Source organism: Pseudomonas sp. Pseusp10 (genome assembly GCF_059492225.1).
Genome location: NZ_CP168528.1, coordinates 5,135,110 through 5,148,441, shown reverse-complemented (window position 1 = coordinate 5,148,441; position 13,332 = coordinate 5,135,110). Strand labels below are relative to the sequence as shown.

Genomic DNA, 13,332 nt, shown 5'->3' with positions numbered 1-13,332 from the left:
GCTGTGGTCATGGCAATTGCGCTTCCAGCGGGCCGCCCAGCACTTTCAGGTATTCCAGCAGTGCCCAGCGTTCTTGCGGCTGCAACCCGCGGCCAATCACGCCATTGCCGAGATTGCCGGCACGGAACTCATGACCACTGTTGTGGTTGCCGGTGATTCGCGTGTCGAACAGGAAACCGTTGGTAAAGGCTTCGGTGCGGTAACCCAGGTGCCCCGGGTCGTATTCGAAAGTGCCTTTGTAGAACGTGGTCGCACGTTCATCCTGAGGCGACAGCAATTGATAAATGCTCGGTACCGAACCGTTGTGCAGGAACGGCGCTGTCGCCCATACACCCGCCAACGGCCTGGCCTTGTACGAACGCAATTCGCGCACACCGATCGGCAGGCCGAAACCGTCCATTTCAGGGCGCTCGGCAGGGGTAACATTGGCGTCTTGATACGCGCGGTCCTGGACAAATGCCGTGACATAGGCCAGCCCCTTGGCCACGGACATTTTGCTCAGGTCCAGTGGCTCGGCGGGTTTGGGTTCCACATCAAGTTTTTCCAGCTCCGCCTGCTTCCATTGCAATGCTGTGAGGTCGAAGCGGTGGTCGGCGATGTTGTTGGCTGCACCGGGGTCAGTGCCGATGTAATCCACCGGGACCATTTTCAGATGCTGGACATATCGCCCGTCGCCCTGGGTGGTACGCGGTACATGACAACCCGCGCAGTTTTCGGCGAACAAGGCGCGACCCTTTGCTGCCAGAGGTTTGTCGACCGCGCCCAACAGATCTTCCGGCCAGGCCGGAGGCGTGAGTCGTTGCAGGGTTTCTTCGATCAGGTGCAGATCGCGCACGCGCACGCTGGAGGGATAGCGGGCATCGCCCATCAGCGGCTGGCCGTTCCCGTCGAAGAAATTCAGCGTGGCACCGACGCCCAACGCCTCGCCGATGTTGCGCGCCATCGGTTGTTTCGCCGAACCGTTCCACTGCACCCATTCGAACGTCCACATGTCCCACAACTGTGGATAGTCGACCGGGGCATTGGCCACGCGGTAGTTGTCGGGGGAAATCGCATCACCGAAGCTGGCGTTGGCGATGCGCCCGAAGGCGTCTGTGCGCCCCGGGCCTTCCTCGGTCGGATAGAGCCCGCGATGGGTGTCGTTCCAGGCCACTTTGAGGAACGTATCCAGTGAAGATTTGAATTCTTTGCGCAGTTGTTTGTGGTGCGTCTCGTAGTCCTGACCCAGCACATTGCGTGCGAAGCGCTCGAATTTCCACGGGTTGTAGTAAGTCGAGGCCAGGCTGGCCACCAGCGCTTGTCCGAAACTGCCCCCTTTGAGTGTAGGAACACTGGACGGCAGAACATGCTGCGCCGAGCCACCGTCGATACGTACGGCCTGGCCCTTGAAACGCAACTCACCGGTATGGCAGGCCGCGCAGGTGACATCCAGAAACATATCCGGGCTCCCCGCATTCTGATGCCGGGTAAAGCCTGCCGGGAGGTTGCCGGGGTTGTTCGGTGTCGGTTTCTGGCCAGGGTCCACCAGAAAACCGAAACGGGCGAGGTACTCGGGGGCGGCGAAGCGTTGCTGCGAGAAGGGCAGTTCGAGGGCGGTGAACCAGTCGTAGCGCAAGCCTTTGACCTGAGTGCCCTGGGGTGTGAAGTAATAAGTCTCTCGATCGGCGGCGCTCCATTGCTCCAGGTAGTGCACCTGTTGTGCCGGCGACCAGGCCGGCAATTTCGGGTTGGCGACATAGTAAAGAACCACGGCCATGAGCAGTCCGAACAGTACTGCGATGAGAGCCAGCAGGCGAAAGAAGAGGCGCAAGATAAACATCCTTGTTGAGTTATCATGCCGTTATGCCCGAGTGCCGAAGGTGCGGCAAGAGGCCATTACGCCAGATATTGTAGGTTCAGGAATCAGCCTGCGTCGGAACAAGATGAAAGAAGCTTCATCAGCCGAATGGTGAAATGCGTTTAAACACCTGAACTTATCAATTGTTTCCGGCTCTCATGCCGGTAGCCATTGGTCGTGGCGGCCTGATAAGCTCGCGGCTTTACTCGATTGCCCTTTAGGCGCATGAACAAGGAAATAGCATGAAACAGCATCGGTTGGCGGCGGCGGTGGCCCTGGTTAGCCTGGTACTCGCGGGTTGTGATTCGCAGACCAGCGTAGAGCTGAAAACTCCGGCGCAAAAAGCTTCCTACGGCATTGGCCTGAACATGGGCAAGAGCCTGGCTCAGGAAGGCATGGATGACCTGGATTCCAAAGCTGTAGCCCAGGGCATCGAAGACGCCGTCGGCAAGAAAGAGCAGAAGCTCAAGGACGAAGAACTGGTTGAGGCGTTCGCCGCACTGCAAAAGCGTGCTGAAGAACGCATGGCCAAGATGAGCGAAGAGTCGGCCGCTGCCGGCAAGAAATTCCTCGAAGAAAACGGCAAGAAAGCCGGCGTGACCACTACCGCTTCGGGCTTGCAGTACGAAGTCGTGCAGAAAGCCGATGGCCCTCAGCCAAAGCCGTCTGACGTAGTGACCGTTCACTACACCGGCAAGCTGACCAACGGCACCGTATTCGACAGCTCCGTCGAGCGCGGCAGCCCGATCGATCTGCCGGTCAGCGGTGTGATCCCGGGTTGGGTCGAAGGCCTGCAACTGATGCACGTTGGCGAGAAGTACAAACTGTACATCCCTGCTGACCTGGCTTACGGCGCTCAAAGCCCGAGCCCGGCGATTCCAGCCAACTCGGTGCTGGTATTCGACCTGGAACTGCTGGCCATCAAGGATCCGGCAAAAGAAGACGCCACTGCCAAGTAACCAGCGTCTGCTTCGATAACAACGCCTCGCTTATGCGGGGCGTTGTTGCATCTGGCGTTCGGCACGGGTAAAAAAAACGAACAGGCGCTCTAGGTCGGAGTCTTAGGCACAGTAGGCGTTGGCGGTAGACGCACCAGGCCGCCAAGTCAATGAAATTATGGGTTTTTTTTGATGAGTAAAAAACGCCCGATCTGAACGGAGGCCTTGTAAAGCGGGGCTTACAGCGATGAAAAGCAGCTCTGTTCACAAGGTTATCCACAATTTGTGTGGATAACATTTCAACGGGAGGAATGATGAAAGCACCCTGGAGTTTCGCTCGTTTCCTGCCACTGGCCGGACGCCTGCTGGCGCGCGGCCGATTGCCGACCCTGTTGTTTGCGGTCGCCAGCAAAGGCGCGAGCCAGGGCAATCGACTGGGCAAGCTCAAGGATGACTTGCGCCTGTTGCAGGCACTCTGCCTGGCCTACTGGCGCGGTGAGTATCGTGCCATCAGCCCCAAGGCGCTGGTTTCGGTTGTCGCGGGCCTGATGTACTTCCTCAGTCCGGTGGATGCGATCCCGGACTTCATACCAATGTTTGGCATGCTCGATGACATCGCCGTACTGGCATGGCTGATGAAAGTCCTCGACGACGAGCTCAATGCCTTCCGTGCCTGGCGAAAGCGGCAGGTGCCGGAGAAGCTCGCGGTGGTCGAGCGCCTGCCTGATACCCCCGAGCAACTTCAACTTCAAGGCCCGAAAAAACACTGAGTCGATTTCGACCTGTTCACAGATTGATGCCCCCCGCGACCTTGGCCGCTGTTAGGATTACACTTCTAGGGAAAAGTGCCGACTCGCTAAGTGTTGTTGTCCTACGGGGTAGTCATGGATATTCAGATAATTACACGCGAAGGCGAACCCGAATATGCGGTTCTGCCATGGGCTCAGTATCAGGCGTTACTGAAAGCAGCAGGCATCAAGGAGCAGGCGTCGCCCGAAGCCATGAAGCTTCAGGCGGCAACACCAGACGCGATTCTTCCGGGTCTGGATCAACTACGCAGTTTGCGCGAAGGAAAGGGCATCGCCATCGAGGCGCTGGCCCGCACGGTAGGCATCAGCCCGTCTTACCTGGCCATGATCGAAAGTGGCGAGCGTCTGCCCGACGCCGCGATTCGTCGCAGCCTGGCCTGGGAATTGACGGTGCCAGGGTGGAGGGATGAATCGTGAGCGTACGCATCAGTCGTCAACATTGGGACGGATTGCTGGGCGAACTGGATCAGGCGCGTCGCCAGCGCCATCTTCTGACTTATCGGGCATTACTGGAACGTTTGCAGTTGCCGACACCGGCCATGCAAACCCTGACGGCGGCCCTTGAGCATCTGGCGGCACTGGACGCCAGGGCAGAGCAGCCATTGCGCAGTTCACTGGTGATCAGCCAGGGCGCCAGTCGCCTGCCGCGCACCGGATTTTTTGAATGTGTCGAGCGCCTCGGGCGTTTTTCCGGGCCGTCGGACGGCGTTGCCGCCGCGTCCTGGCATGCTTCGGAAGTGGTGCGGGTGTTCGAGTACGAATACCCGGAATCGGCCGAGGCCTGAGTGTTTTTGCAACTCAAGGCGCGATCCGGATATTGGCTCGCGCGCAGACTGTTTCACTGGTCGTGGTTTGTTCGCCAGCCGCAGGGCTGGCGCTGGCTCGAAGGCCAGTTCGCACGCATGGCCAACCTGGGCGACGTCGGCGCCCAGAGCTTCTATGGGCACATCCTGACGTTTCGTGGCATCGGCCTTGGCGCTCGTGAAGAGGGCGTGCGTTTGTTGCGCCTGGCGGCGTTGGCGGGCGATGGCAAGGCGGCCTATCAGGTTGGAGTGATCAGTCTGGCCGGGACGGCGAGCAAGGCTCCGGATCCGCTGGAAGCCGCGCGGTTCTGGGAGATCGCGGCGAAAGCCGGGCATCCGTTGGCGCCGATCAAGCTCGAAGAGCTGAAGTCTTCCTCGGCACCTCGTTGATTGGCGTGATGCCGAGATCCCTTATCGATGCCCGGTAACGAGCACCTCTTCAACAGTCGAAACCACCCGACTATCAATCACATGCACGCTATACCCCTGTACATTCTTCGCATGGTGCTTGGCTTGTGATGCCATTTCCGCCAGCTGGCTCGCATCGAGTTGTCCACAGGCCTGTGGATGCAGATGCACCACGCCGATCGACAGCGACAACAGCGCAAACTCCTGCCGTACGCCCTGTCGATTTGGTGCAATAAAGCATCCGGCCTCCAGGTGTTCGCTGCGGTAGAAACGTCGGCACTGGCTCTGGAAGTCGTCGAGCAACTGGTTCAAACGTTTGCGCCAGTCTTCCGGGCCGAGCACCAGCAGGAAATCATCACCGCCGATGTGGCCGACAAAGTCGCGGGACGGGTCGACGCGGTCGTTCAGGCATTGGGCCAGGCACAGCAGGACTTCGTCGCCGCGGCCATAGCCGTAGATGTCGTTGAAAGGTTTGAAGCTATCGATGTCCACGTAGCAGATTACCGATTCCCGTTGCTGTTGCAGCAGCCGCGTCAGGCATTGCTGGATCGGCACGTTGCCCGGGAGCAAGGTCAGCGGGTTGGCGTAGCGGGCCTGCTGGATCTTCAGTTCCGTGATCAGCTTGAGCACGTCAATTACCCGGCCCAGTCCCAGGTAGCCGCCGTTGAGGGTGATGATGAAATCTTCTTCGATGCGCTGGCGGGCACGGCCTGTGATCAGGCGGCTGACTTGTTGCAGCGACTGACTCAGCTCGACGGCGAGGAAGTCATCGTTCATCAACCGGCTGATGGGTTTGCGGGCGAACAGATCGGTGGCAAAGGGCTTGAGCAGGGCATCGGAGAGCGAATGCCGATGGACGATACCGCAAGGCTGACCCTGTTCATTCAGGATCGCCAGCGAGTTCAGGTTGGCCTGGCGGCGAAAGGCTTCGAGCACCGTGGCGGTCGGAGTGTCGCGGTCCATGGCAGGTTGCTCGTTGAGCAGGGCGCTGAGGTCGCTGCCGTCCTCGCTCAGTACAACAGCGGTGCTGTCCTGTCGGGGCATCAATGCCCGGGCATCCCGCGGTGGGTGTTCCTGGGGACGGCAGAGCAGATAGCCCTGGACCAAATCCACACCCATCTCGGTCAGCACCGTGAGCTCTTCCGGTAACTCGATACCTTCGGCAATGACTTGCGCCCGCGAGGCCTTGGCGATTTTCAGGATCGAGCCGACGAATTCGCGCTTGAGCGAATCCTGATGAATGCCATCAATGAAATGCCGATCGATTTTCACGTAATCCGGCCGCAGCTCCGACCACAAGCGCAAACTCGAATAACCCGCCCCCAGATCATCCAGCGCGATCGAAAACCCCATCGCCCGATAGTGATGCAGGGCGGTTTGCAGCAACTGAAAATCATCCGTCGGCGTTTGTTCCGTGAGCTCGATGACCACCTGACTCGGCGCAATGCCGAAGTCCTGCAGCAATTGCAGGGTGCGCCCCGGTTGATGGGCCGCTTCGAGCAGGGATTCCGGGGATACGTTGAGGAACAACATGCCAGGCAGTTGTTGCTCATTGAAGCGTCGGCAAGCGCTTTCGCGGCAGGCAATCTCCAGCTCGCTCAGGCGTCCGGCCTGGCGGGCGACGGCGAACAGGGCGACAGGGGAGTGCAGAGGGCTGTTGGAGGGGCCGCGACTGAGGGCTTCGTAACCGAGAATGCGCCGTTCGGAGAGGCTGATGATCGGTTGGAACAGGCTGTGCAAACCGCTTTGAGTCAGGATTGAGCTCAATGCACTCAGCTGTTCGGTTGTGGTCATGGCGATCTCTGGCGATAAAAAAAGGACCGGGCGTGCCCTTGGTAAAAAGAGCGCGCCCGGTCCTTTATTTCACGACAGAATGATGACTGCTTGATGACGCTCCGGGGAGCGTTAACATTAATTTGCCATCAGTTGCTTGTAATAACTCAGTGCTTGGCCACTGCCGTGTTGAGTTTCAGGTAATCCAGCAGAATCCGCCCGGTTTCGCTCAGGTAGGCGTCGTCTTCCGGCTTGGTCTTGGCTTCCTCGGCCGCGATAGCGTCCTCGTCTTCTTTCTTCAGCTCTTTGAGCGGTTCTTCGCCCTTGGCCTTGCGACGGATGTTTTCCATGGCCAGTTGCTTGGCTTCGATGTCGGCGTGCTGGGCACGGCGCTCGGCTTCATTGAGGCTGACGGTTTTTTCGGCCATCAGTTTCTGCGCCAGGGCCAGCTTGTCGCGGATGAACACGAACTCTGCATCCTTGGCCGTGCGCAAGTCATGCTCGGACTTGAGCTGTGAAATGTACGGCTTGAACGGATCCACCGCAGGCTTGATCGCGGCCTTGATGGTGTCCCACGGCATGGCTTCGGGCAGGGCGCTTTCACCGATTTCCTTGGTGTCGATGATCGACGGGTAATCGATGTCCGGCAAGACGCCCTGATGCTGGGTGCTCTGCCCGGAAACCCGGTAGAACTTGGCCAGGGTCAGTTTCAGTTCGCCATGGTTGAGCGGCTGAATGGTCTGCACGGTGCCTTTTCCGAAGGTCTGGCCGCCGATGATCAGTGCGCGATGGTAGTCCTGCATGGCGCCGGCAAAAATCTCCGAAGCCGAGGCAGACAAGCGGTTGACCAGCAATGCCATCGGGCCTTTGTAGAACGCGCCCGGGTTTTCATCTTCCAGGACATCGACGCGGCCATCGGCGTTACGCACGAGCACGGTCGGGCCTTTGTCGATGAACAGGCTGGTCAGCTCGGTGGCCTCTTGCAAGGAACCGCCGCCGTTGTTACGCAGGTCGATGACCACGCCGTCGACTTTCTCTTTCTGCAACTCGGTCAGCAGCTTCTTGACGTCGCGGGTGGTGCTCTTGTAATCCGGGTCGCCGGCACGGAAGGCCTTGAAGTCCAGATAGAACGCCGGGATTTCGATGATGCCGAGCTTGTAGTCCTTGCCGTCCTGCTTCAGGTTCAGTACCGATTTCTTCACGGCCTGGTCTTCGAGCTTCACCGCTTCACGGGTGATCGGCACGATCTTGGTGGTCTGGTCGTTCGGCGCATTGCTGGCCGGGATGACTTCCAGGCGCACCACGGTGCCCTTCGGACCACGGATCAGCTTGACCACTTCGTCCAGGCGCCAGCCCACCACGTCGACCATTTCCTTGTTGCCCTGGGCAACGCCGATGATCTTGTCGGCCGGTGCAACCTGCTTGGTCTTGTCCGCCGGACCTGCCGGCACCAGGCGCACGACTTTCACCTGGTCGTTATCGCTCTGCAACACGGCACCGATGCCCTCGAGGGACAGGCTCATGTTGATGTCGAAGTTCTCCGCGTTATCCGGCGACAGATAGTTGGTGTGCGGGTCGTAGGACATGGCGAAGGTATTGATGTACGCCTGGAAGATGTCTTCCGCGCGGGTCTGGTCCAGGCGTGCCAACTGGTTCTTGTAGCGCTTGGTCAGGGTTTCCTGGATCTGCTTGGGCTCTTTGCCGGCGATCTTCATCCGCAGCGCTTCATCCTTGACGCGTTTGCGCCACAGGTCGTCGAGTTCTGCGGAGGATTTGAGCCAAGGGGCGTCCTTGCGGTCGATCAGCAAGGTTTCCCTGGTGGTGAAGTCCATCTTGTCGACGCCTTTGTCCAGCTCGGCAAGAGCGAAGTCCAGACGCGCCTTTACGCGGTCCAGGTAGCGCTTGTAGATGGTGAACCCGGCGTTGAGGTCGCCGCTCTTGAGGAAGTCGTCGAACTGCGTCTTCCACTTGTCGAATTCGGCAATGTCGCTGGCCATGAAATAGCTGCGCGACGGATCCAGCAGCTTGAGGTAGCTGTCGTAGATGATCACCGAACGCGCGTCATCGAGCGGTGGCTTGCTGTAGTGGTGGCGTTTGAGCAACTCCACGACGTTCAGACTGGCGATCACTTCGTCACGATCGGGTTGAAGCTTGTCCCAGCTATTGGCTGCGAATGTATTGCTCGACATCGGCAGCAAGCCGATACCGATGAACAAGGCGAGAGCAGTGCTGGGGAACAGATGCTTCATGCTGATTCGACGCGGGGACAATTGATAACGCATATTAGGCCGTCTTTGAAGTCGCCGGTTCTTTGAGAGCCGGTCGCATAATGCAAAAAGCCCGACGCTATAGCTTCGGGCTCAGTCCAGACTCACTATGGAGGCACTGTGAAAGCATTGCAAGGCGTTGACGGTCAAGCGGTATGGGTTGATGAGGCGAGTCCTGCGTGCGATGTAGGACAAGTTCGTATTCGAGTGGCTGCAGCGGGCCTCAATCGTGCCGATTTATTGCAGAAAGCGGGTCTTTACCCGCCACCACCGGGGGCCAGTCAAGTGCTCGGTCTAGAGTGCTCGGGGGTAATCAGCGAGGTGGGGCCGGGTTCATCCTGGCAGGTTGGCGACCGGGTTTGCGCCTTGCTGGCCGGGGGCGGGATGGCCGAAGAGGTAGTTGTCGACGGGCGGCATGTGCTGCCGGTTCCCGACGGAGTGTCACTGGTCGCAGCGGCTGCATTGCCTGAAGTTTATGCAACGGTCTGGCTGAATTTGTTTCAACTGGCTGCGCTCAAGCCAGGTCAGAAAGTTCTTCTGCATGCTGGAGCAAGTGGAATTGGTTCAGCGGCCATTCAGCTGTGCAAGGCCTTCGGCAACCCGTGTTGGGTCAGCGTCGGCTCCGCCGAGCGACTGGCGTACTGCGAAGCGCTGGGCGCCCAGGGCGGCGTGGTGCGAAACGAGGATCTGGAGAGTCTGCGGGATCTGGGGCCGTTCGACGTGATACTCGACCCGGTGGGCGGCAATTACGCGGCATTGAACCTCAAATTGTTGGCGCAAGATGGCCGTTGGGTGTTGATCGGTCTGATGGGCGGCCGCGAAGCCAAGCTGGATCTGGCCCAGGTGCTGGCCAAGCGTGTGCAGTTGCTGGGTTCGACTTTGCGTAGCCGTGACGATCAGTTCAAGGCCGATCTGTTCAGCGATCTACGCCTGCACGTGTGGCCGTTGTTCGCCGAGGGGCGCTTGAGCCCGCAATTGGCCAGGACCTTTGCGATCACGGATGCCGAAGCGGCGTTTGCCGAGCTGGCGAGCAATACCGTGGCGGGGAAAGTGGTGTTGGTGATTGACGAGAGTCTGAACTGACAACGAGAAACCTGTGGGAGCGAGCTTGCTCGCGATTAGCGGAGTGTCAGTTGATATTGATGTAACTGACTCGCCGCCATCGCGAGCAAGCTCGCTCCCACAGGGGGGGCCGGGTTATTTCCAGTCGTGGATGGGCCACCCAGCCTTTTCGGCCTGTTCGCGCAATACTGGATCCGGATTGACCACGTGGGGGAAATCCACCTTCAGCAACAGCGGCAGGTCGTTGCGAGAGTCGGAATAGAAACTCGCGCCTTCGAGGTTTTCCTCTTCCGCATCCAGCCACTCCAGCAAGCGGGTGATCTTGCCTTCGCGGTAGGTCAGGGTGCCCACGGTATGGCCGGTGTAAACGCCATGAGTCACTTCCAGTTCGATGCCCAGAATCTCGTCGATGCCCAGGCGCTCGGCGATGGGGCCGACCAGGTGGGTGCCCGAGGCCGAGATCACCAGGATCCGGTCGCCGGCCTTGCGATGCGCCGCGATGGCCTTGGTGGCGTCACTGAATATGATTGGCTCGATGTAGTCTTCCACCCACGGGCCAACCAGATGCCCGACTTCTTCGGGCGTACGACCAATCATCGGCTCCAGGCTGAAGGTCATGTAGTCTTCCATGCGCAATTTGCCGTGGCTGTAGGCGTCCATCAGTTCGTTGTTCTGCCGCATGAACGACTCGGGATCGACCCAGCCCAGGCGGCCCATCTGCTCGCTCCAAAGGGTGGCGCAGTCGCCGTGGATCAGGGTTTCGTCCAGATCAAAAATTGCCAGGGCCATCAGTGCAGTTCTCTCTTCAGCATAAGCAAAGGCATCAGGCTACCTCACACAGGGCCGTCGGATCGATGGAAAGCGCCAGGCGCTGACCATCGGGATGCAGATCGGCCGCCGAGCGGTTCAGCACATCCACCACCAATTCAACGCCCCGGGCTTCGACCCGGTAGCGAATCACGTTGCCCAGCAGGCTGTGGCTGCGTATCTGCGCGTCCAGTTCGCCGTTGAGGCTCAGTTCGATGGCTTCCGGGCGAATGGCGATGCGCTTGCTGATCGGTCTCTGCAATAGCTTCGAAGCGCTGTCGGCATCCAGCAGGTTGTAGTTGCCGATGAAGCCGGCAGCGAACACGTCCACCGGCGCAGTGTAGAGGGTTTCGGCGTCGCCGCTTTGTACGATCTTCCCCTGATTCATCAGGAAAATCCGGTCAGACATGGTCAGGGCTTCTTCCTGATCGTGTGTGACAAAAATCGTGGTCAGGCCCAGTTCGCGCTGGATCTGACGGATCTGTTCGCGCAGGTGCTTGCGAATCCGCGCGTCCAGAGCCGACAGCGGTTCGTCCAGCAACAACAGGCGTGGCCGGGTCACCAGTGAGCGGGCGAGGGCGACACGCTGGCATTGGCCTCCGGACAGTTGATGCGGATAACGTGCGGCGAAGTCGGTCAGCTCCACCAGCTTCAACACTTCGGCAACACGCTTCTGGCTGTCGTCGGCGTTGACCTTCTGCATGCGCAAGCCGAAGGCGACGTTTTGTTCCACGCTCATGTTGGGGAACAGGGCATAGCTCTGGAACACCATGCCGATTCCACGTTTTTGCGGGCTCAGGGGCACGATGTCCTGACCATCGAGCAGGATCTTGCCGCCATCGACCGAGGTCAGGCCGGCGATGCAGCGCAGCAGGGTGGATTTGCCACAGCCGGACGGGCCGAGCAGGGTGACGAACTCACCTTTCTGGATCTCGCAGTTGATGTCACTGAACACCGTGGTGCCTGCGTAGTCTTTTTTCAGATGTTGGACGCTGACGAAGCTCATTGGCTTTTGTCCTTGTTCAAGATATTGGCAGCCCAGGTCAGGACCAGCACAAAGAAGAAGTAGGAAATCACCAGCGCACTGGTGAAATGACCGCTGCTGTTGCGCATGTTGTTGAGGTAGACCTGCAAGGTTTCGTAGCGGGTGCCGACGAGGATGTTGGCGAACACGAACTCACCGAACAGGAACGAGAACGACAGCAGCAGTGCCACCATCAGGCCCTTGCGCAGGTTCGGCAGCACCACCAGGAACGCTGCTTGAAAGGTGCTGGCGCCGAGCAACTGAGCGGCGTCCATCAGGTCGCGCAGGTTGATCGCCTGCAGGTTGTTGGTGATCGCCCGGTACATGAACGGCAGCGCCACGGTGAAGTAGCAACCGATCAGGATCCACGGCGTCCCGACCATGGCGAAGGGGCCGGAACCATAGAGCTGCAGCAGCCCCACCGAAGACACCACCGGCGGCACGGCGAAGGGCAGCAGGATCAGGATGTTCATCAGCGCGTCGAGTTTCGGGAAGTGGTAATGCACCACGAACAGCAGTGGCAGAATCAGCACCACCGAAAGAATCAGCGAACCGACGCAGACCAGCAGCGATTGCCCGAACGCTTGCAGGAAGCGCGGATCGCTCCACAGCTGGATGTACCACTTGAGGGTGAAACCACTGGGCAGAATGGTTGCCGACCAACTGCTGGCGATCGAGTAGACCAGCGTGCCGGCCAGCGGCAACAGCAGGATGGCAAACAGTAAATACACCGCGACGCGGTGGTAGACACCGACGGGCCCCAGTTCAGCGCGAGACATGGTAACTCCTCTTCAACAGCAGCTGATGCACGATGGTCACCAAGGTCATCAAGGCCACCAGCACCACGGCCAGGGCGCTGGCCAGGTTCGGGTCCAGGGAAATGTCACCGGACACCATCGCCGCGATGCGGATCGGCAGCACGTTGAAGTTGCCGGTGGTCAGGGCATATACCGTGGCGTAGGCACCGAGGGCGTTGGCCAGCAGGATCACGAAGGTGCCGAGCAATGCCGGGGTCAGCACCGGCAGACCGATGTGCCGCCAGAACTGCCAGCCATTGGCGCCGAGCAACTCGGCAGACTCGCGCCAGTCTTCACGCAGGGCGTCGAAGGCCGGGTACAGCAGCAGTACGCCGAGGGGAATCTGGAAGTAGGTGTAGAGAATGATCAGCCCGGTTTTCGAGTACAGGTTGAAATCCTGAATGATGCCGGCCTGCTTGAGCATGATGGTGAAGCTGCCGTTGAAACCGAGCAAAATGATGAATGCGAAGGCCAGGGGCACACCGGCGAAGTTGCTGGTCATGTTGGCGAAGGCGTTGACGAAGTTGCGCAGTTTCGAATCGACCTGACGCAGGGAGTAGGCGCCAAGTATGGCGATGATGATCCCGAACACGCTGGACCAGAAGCTGATCTCAAGGCTGTACTGGATCGCCTGCAGGTAAAACTTCGAGCTGAAGATTTTGCTGAAGTTGGCCAGGCCCCAGCCGAATTCTTCCGATTGCAGGCTGTTGATCATCACCCAGGTCAGCGGGGCGATTTCGAACACGATGAAGAACAGCGCGAACGGGACGAGGCACAGGGCAGCGAGCCATTTACTGCGGATCATGG

13 protein-coding genes are annotated in these 13,332 nt (G+C 59.3%); 6 read left to right on the top strand and 7 right to left on the bottom strand.

Annotated features, from left to right (window positions below; all coding sequences use genetic code 11):
* Positions 1 to 7: 7 nt before the first annotated feature.
* Entirely contained in the window at positions 8 to 1,810 is a 1,803-nt protein-coding gene (locus ACEN8Z_RS23415; RefSeq protein ID WP_495595827.1) for a di-heme-cytochrome C peroxidase, read from the bottom strand.
* Positions 1,811 to 2,079: 269 nt separating this feature from the next.
* On the opposite strand from ACEN8Z_RS23415, the gene bamJ reads away from it, so the two are divergent.
* The 5 genes from bamJ to ACEN8Z_RS23390 all read left to right on the top strand — a co-directional run bounded on the left by bamJ (position 2,080) and on the right by ACEN8Z_RS23390 (position 4,777).
* Positions 2,080 to 2,796 (top strand): BamJ family beta-barrel-assembly machinery protein, encoded by a 717-nt coding sequence (bamJ, locus tag ACEN8Z_RS23410; RefSeq protein WP_495595826.1) that lies wholly within the window; start codon positions 2,080 to 2,082, stop codon positions 2,794 to 2,796.
* A 293-nt stretch (positions 2,797 to 3,089) separates the two neighbouring features.
* Entirely contained in the window at positions 3,090 to 3,545 is a 456-nt protein-coding gene (locus ACEN8Z_RS23405) for a YkvA family protein (RefSeq protein ID WP_495595825.1), read from the top strand.
* A 114-nt stretch (positions 3,546 to 3,659) separates the two neighbouring features.
* Positions 3,660 to 4,001, top strand: a complete 342-nt coding sequence (locus ACEN8Z_RS23400) for a helix-turn-helix domain-containing protein (RefSeq protein ID WP_442098105.1) — start codon at positions 3,660 to 3,662, stop codon at positions 3,999 to 4,001.
* Positions 3,998 to 4,369, top strand: coding sequence for a hypothetical protein (locus ACEN8Z_RS23395; protein WP_007898892.1), 372 nt, complete (start codon positions 3,998 to 4,000; stop codon positions 4,367 to 4,369). Before ACEN8Z_RS23400 ends, ACEN8Z_RS23395 begins: the two co-directional genes overlap by 4 nt.
* The gene (locus tag ACEN8Z_RS23390) at positions 4,370 to 4,777 is read left to right on the top strand and encodes an SEL1-like repeat protein (RefSeq protein WP_495595824.1); all 408 of its coding nucleotides are present in this window, start codon (positions 4,370 to 4,372) and stop codon (positions 4,775 to 4,777) included.
* 21 nt (positions 4,778 to 4,798) lie between these two features.
* Here ACEN8Z_RS23390 and ACEN8Z_RS23385 read toward each other — a convergent pair whose 3' ends face one another.
* Both ACEN8Z_RS23385 and ACEN8Z_RS23380 read right to left on the bottom strand, forming a co-directional pair.
* Positions 4,799 to 6,589, bottom strand: coding sequence for a bifunctional diguanylate cyclase/phosphodiesterase (locus ACEN8Z_RS23385; RefSeq protein ID WP_495595823.1), 1,791 nt, complete (start codon positions 6,587 to 6,589; stop codon positions 4,799 to 4,801).
* A 146-nt stretch (positions 6,590 to 6,735) separates the two neighbouring features.
* Entirely contained in the window at positions 6,736 to 8,817 is a 2,082-nt protein-coding gene (locus ACEN8Z_RS23380; RefSeq protein WP_495595822.1) for a carboxy terminal-processing peptidase, read from the bottom strand.
* A 138-nt stretch (positions 8,818 to 8,955) separates the two neighbouring features.
* On the opposite strand from ACEN8Z_RS23380, the gene ACEN8Z_RS23375 reads away from it, so the two are divergent.
* Positions 8,956 to 9,918 (top strand): zinc-binding dehydrogenase, encoded by a 963-nt coding sequence (locus ACEN8Z_RS23375; protein ID WP_495595821.1) that lies wholly within the window; start codon positions 8,956 to 8,958, stop codon positions 9,916 to 9,918.
* 114 nt (positions 9,919 to 10,032) lie between these two features.
* Here ACEN8Z_RS23375 and ACEN8Z_RS23370 read toward each other — a convergent pair whose 3' ends face one another.
* The 4 genes from ACEN8Z_RS23370 to ACEN8Z_RS23355 are packed head-to-tail and all read right to left on the bottom strand — an operon-like array spanning position 10,033 to position 13,330.
* Positions 10,033 to 10,686 (bottom strand): HAD family hydrolase, encoded by a 654-nt coding sequence (locus ACEN8Z_RS23370; RefSeq protein ID WP_495595820.1) that lies wholly within the window; start codon positions 10,684 to 10,686, stop codon positions 10,033 to 10,035.
* A gap of 34 nt (positions 10,687 to 10,720) precedes the next feature.
* Entirely contained in the window at positions 10,721 to 11,710 is a 990-nt protein-coding gene (locus ACEN8Z_RS23365) for an ABC transporter ATP-binding protein (RefSeq protein ID WP_429487410.1), read from the bottom strand.
* The gene (locus ACEN8Z_RS23360) at positions 11,707 to 12,507 is read right to left on the bottom strand and encodes an ABC transporter permease (RefSeq protein WP_495595819.1); all 801 of its coding nucleotides are present in this window, start codon (positions 12,505 to 12,507) and stop codon (positions 11,707 to 11,709) included. Before ACEN8Z_RS23360 ends, ACEN8Z_RS23365 begins: the two co-directional genes overlap by 4 nt.
* Complete coding sequence (locus ACEN8Z_RS23355) at positions 12,494 to 13,330, bottom strand: ABC transporter permease (RefSeq protein ID WP_495598184.1); 837 nt, start codon at positions 13,328 to 13,330, stop codon at positions 12,494 to 12,496. The genes ACEN8Z_RS23360 and ACEN8Z_RS23355 overlap by 14 nt, the downstream gene beginning before the upstream one ends.
* Between the last annotated feature and the right edge of the window lie 2 nt (positions 13,331 to 13,332).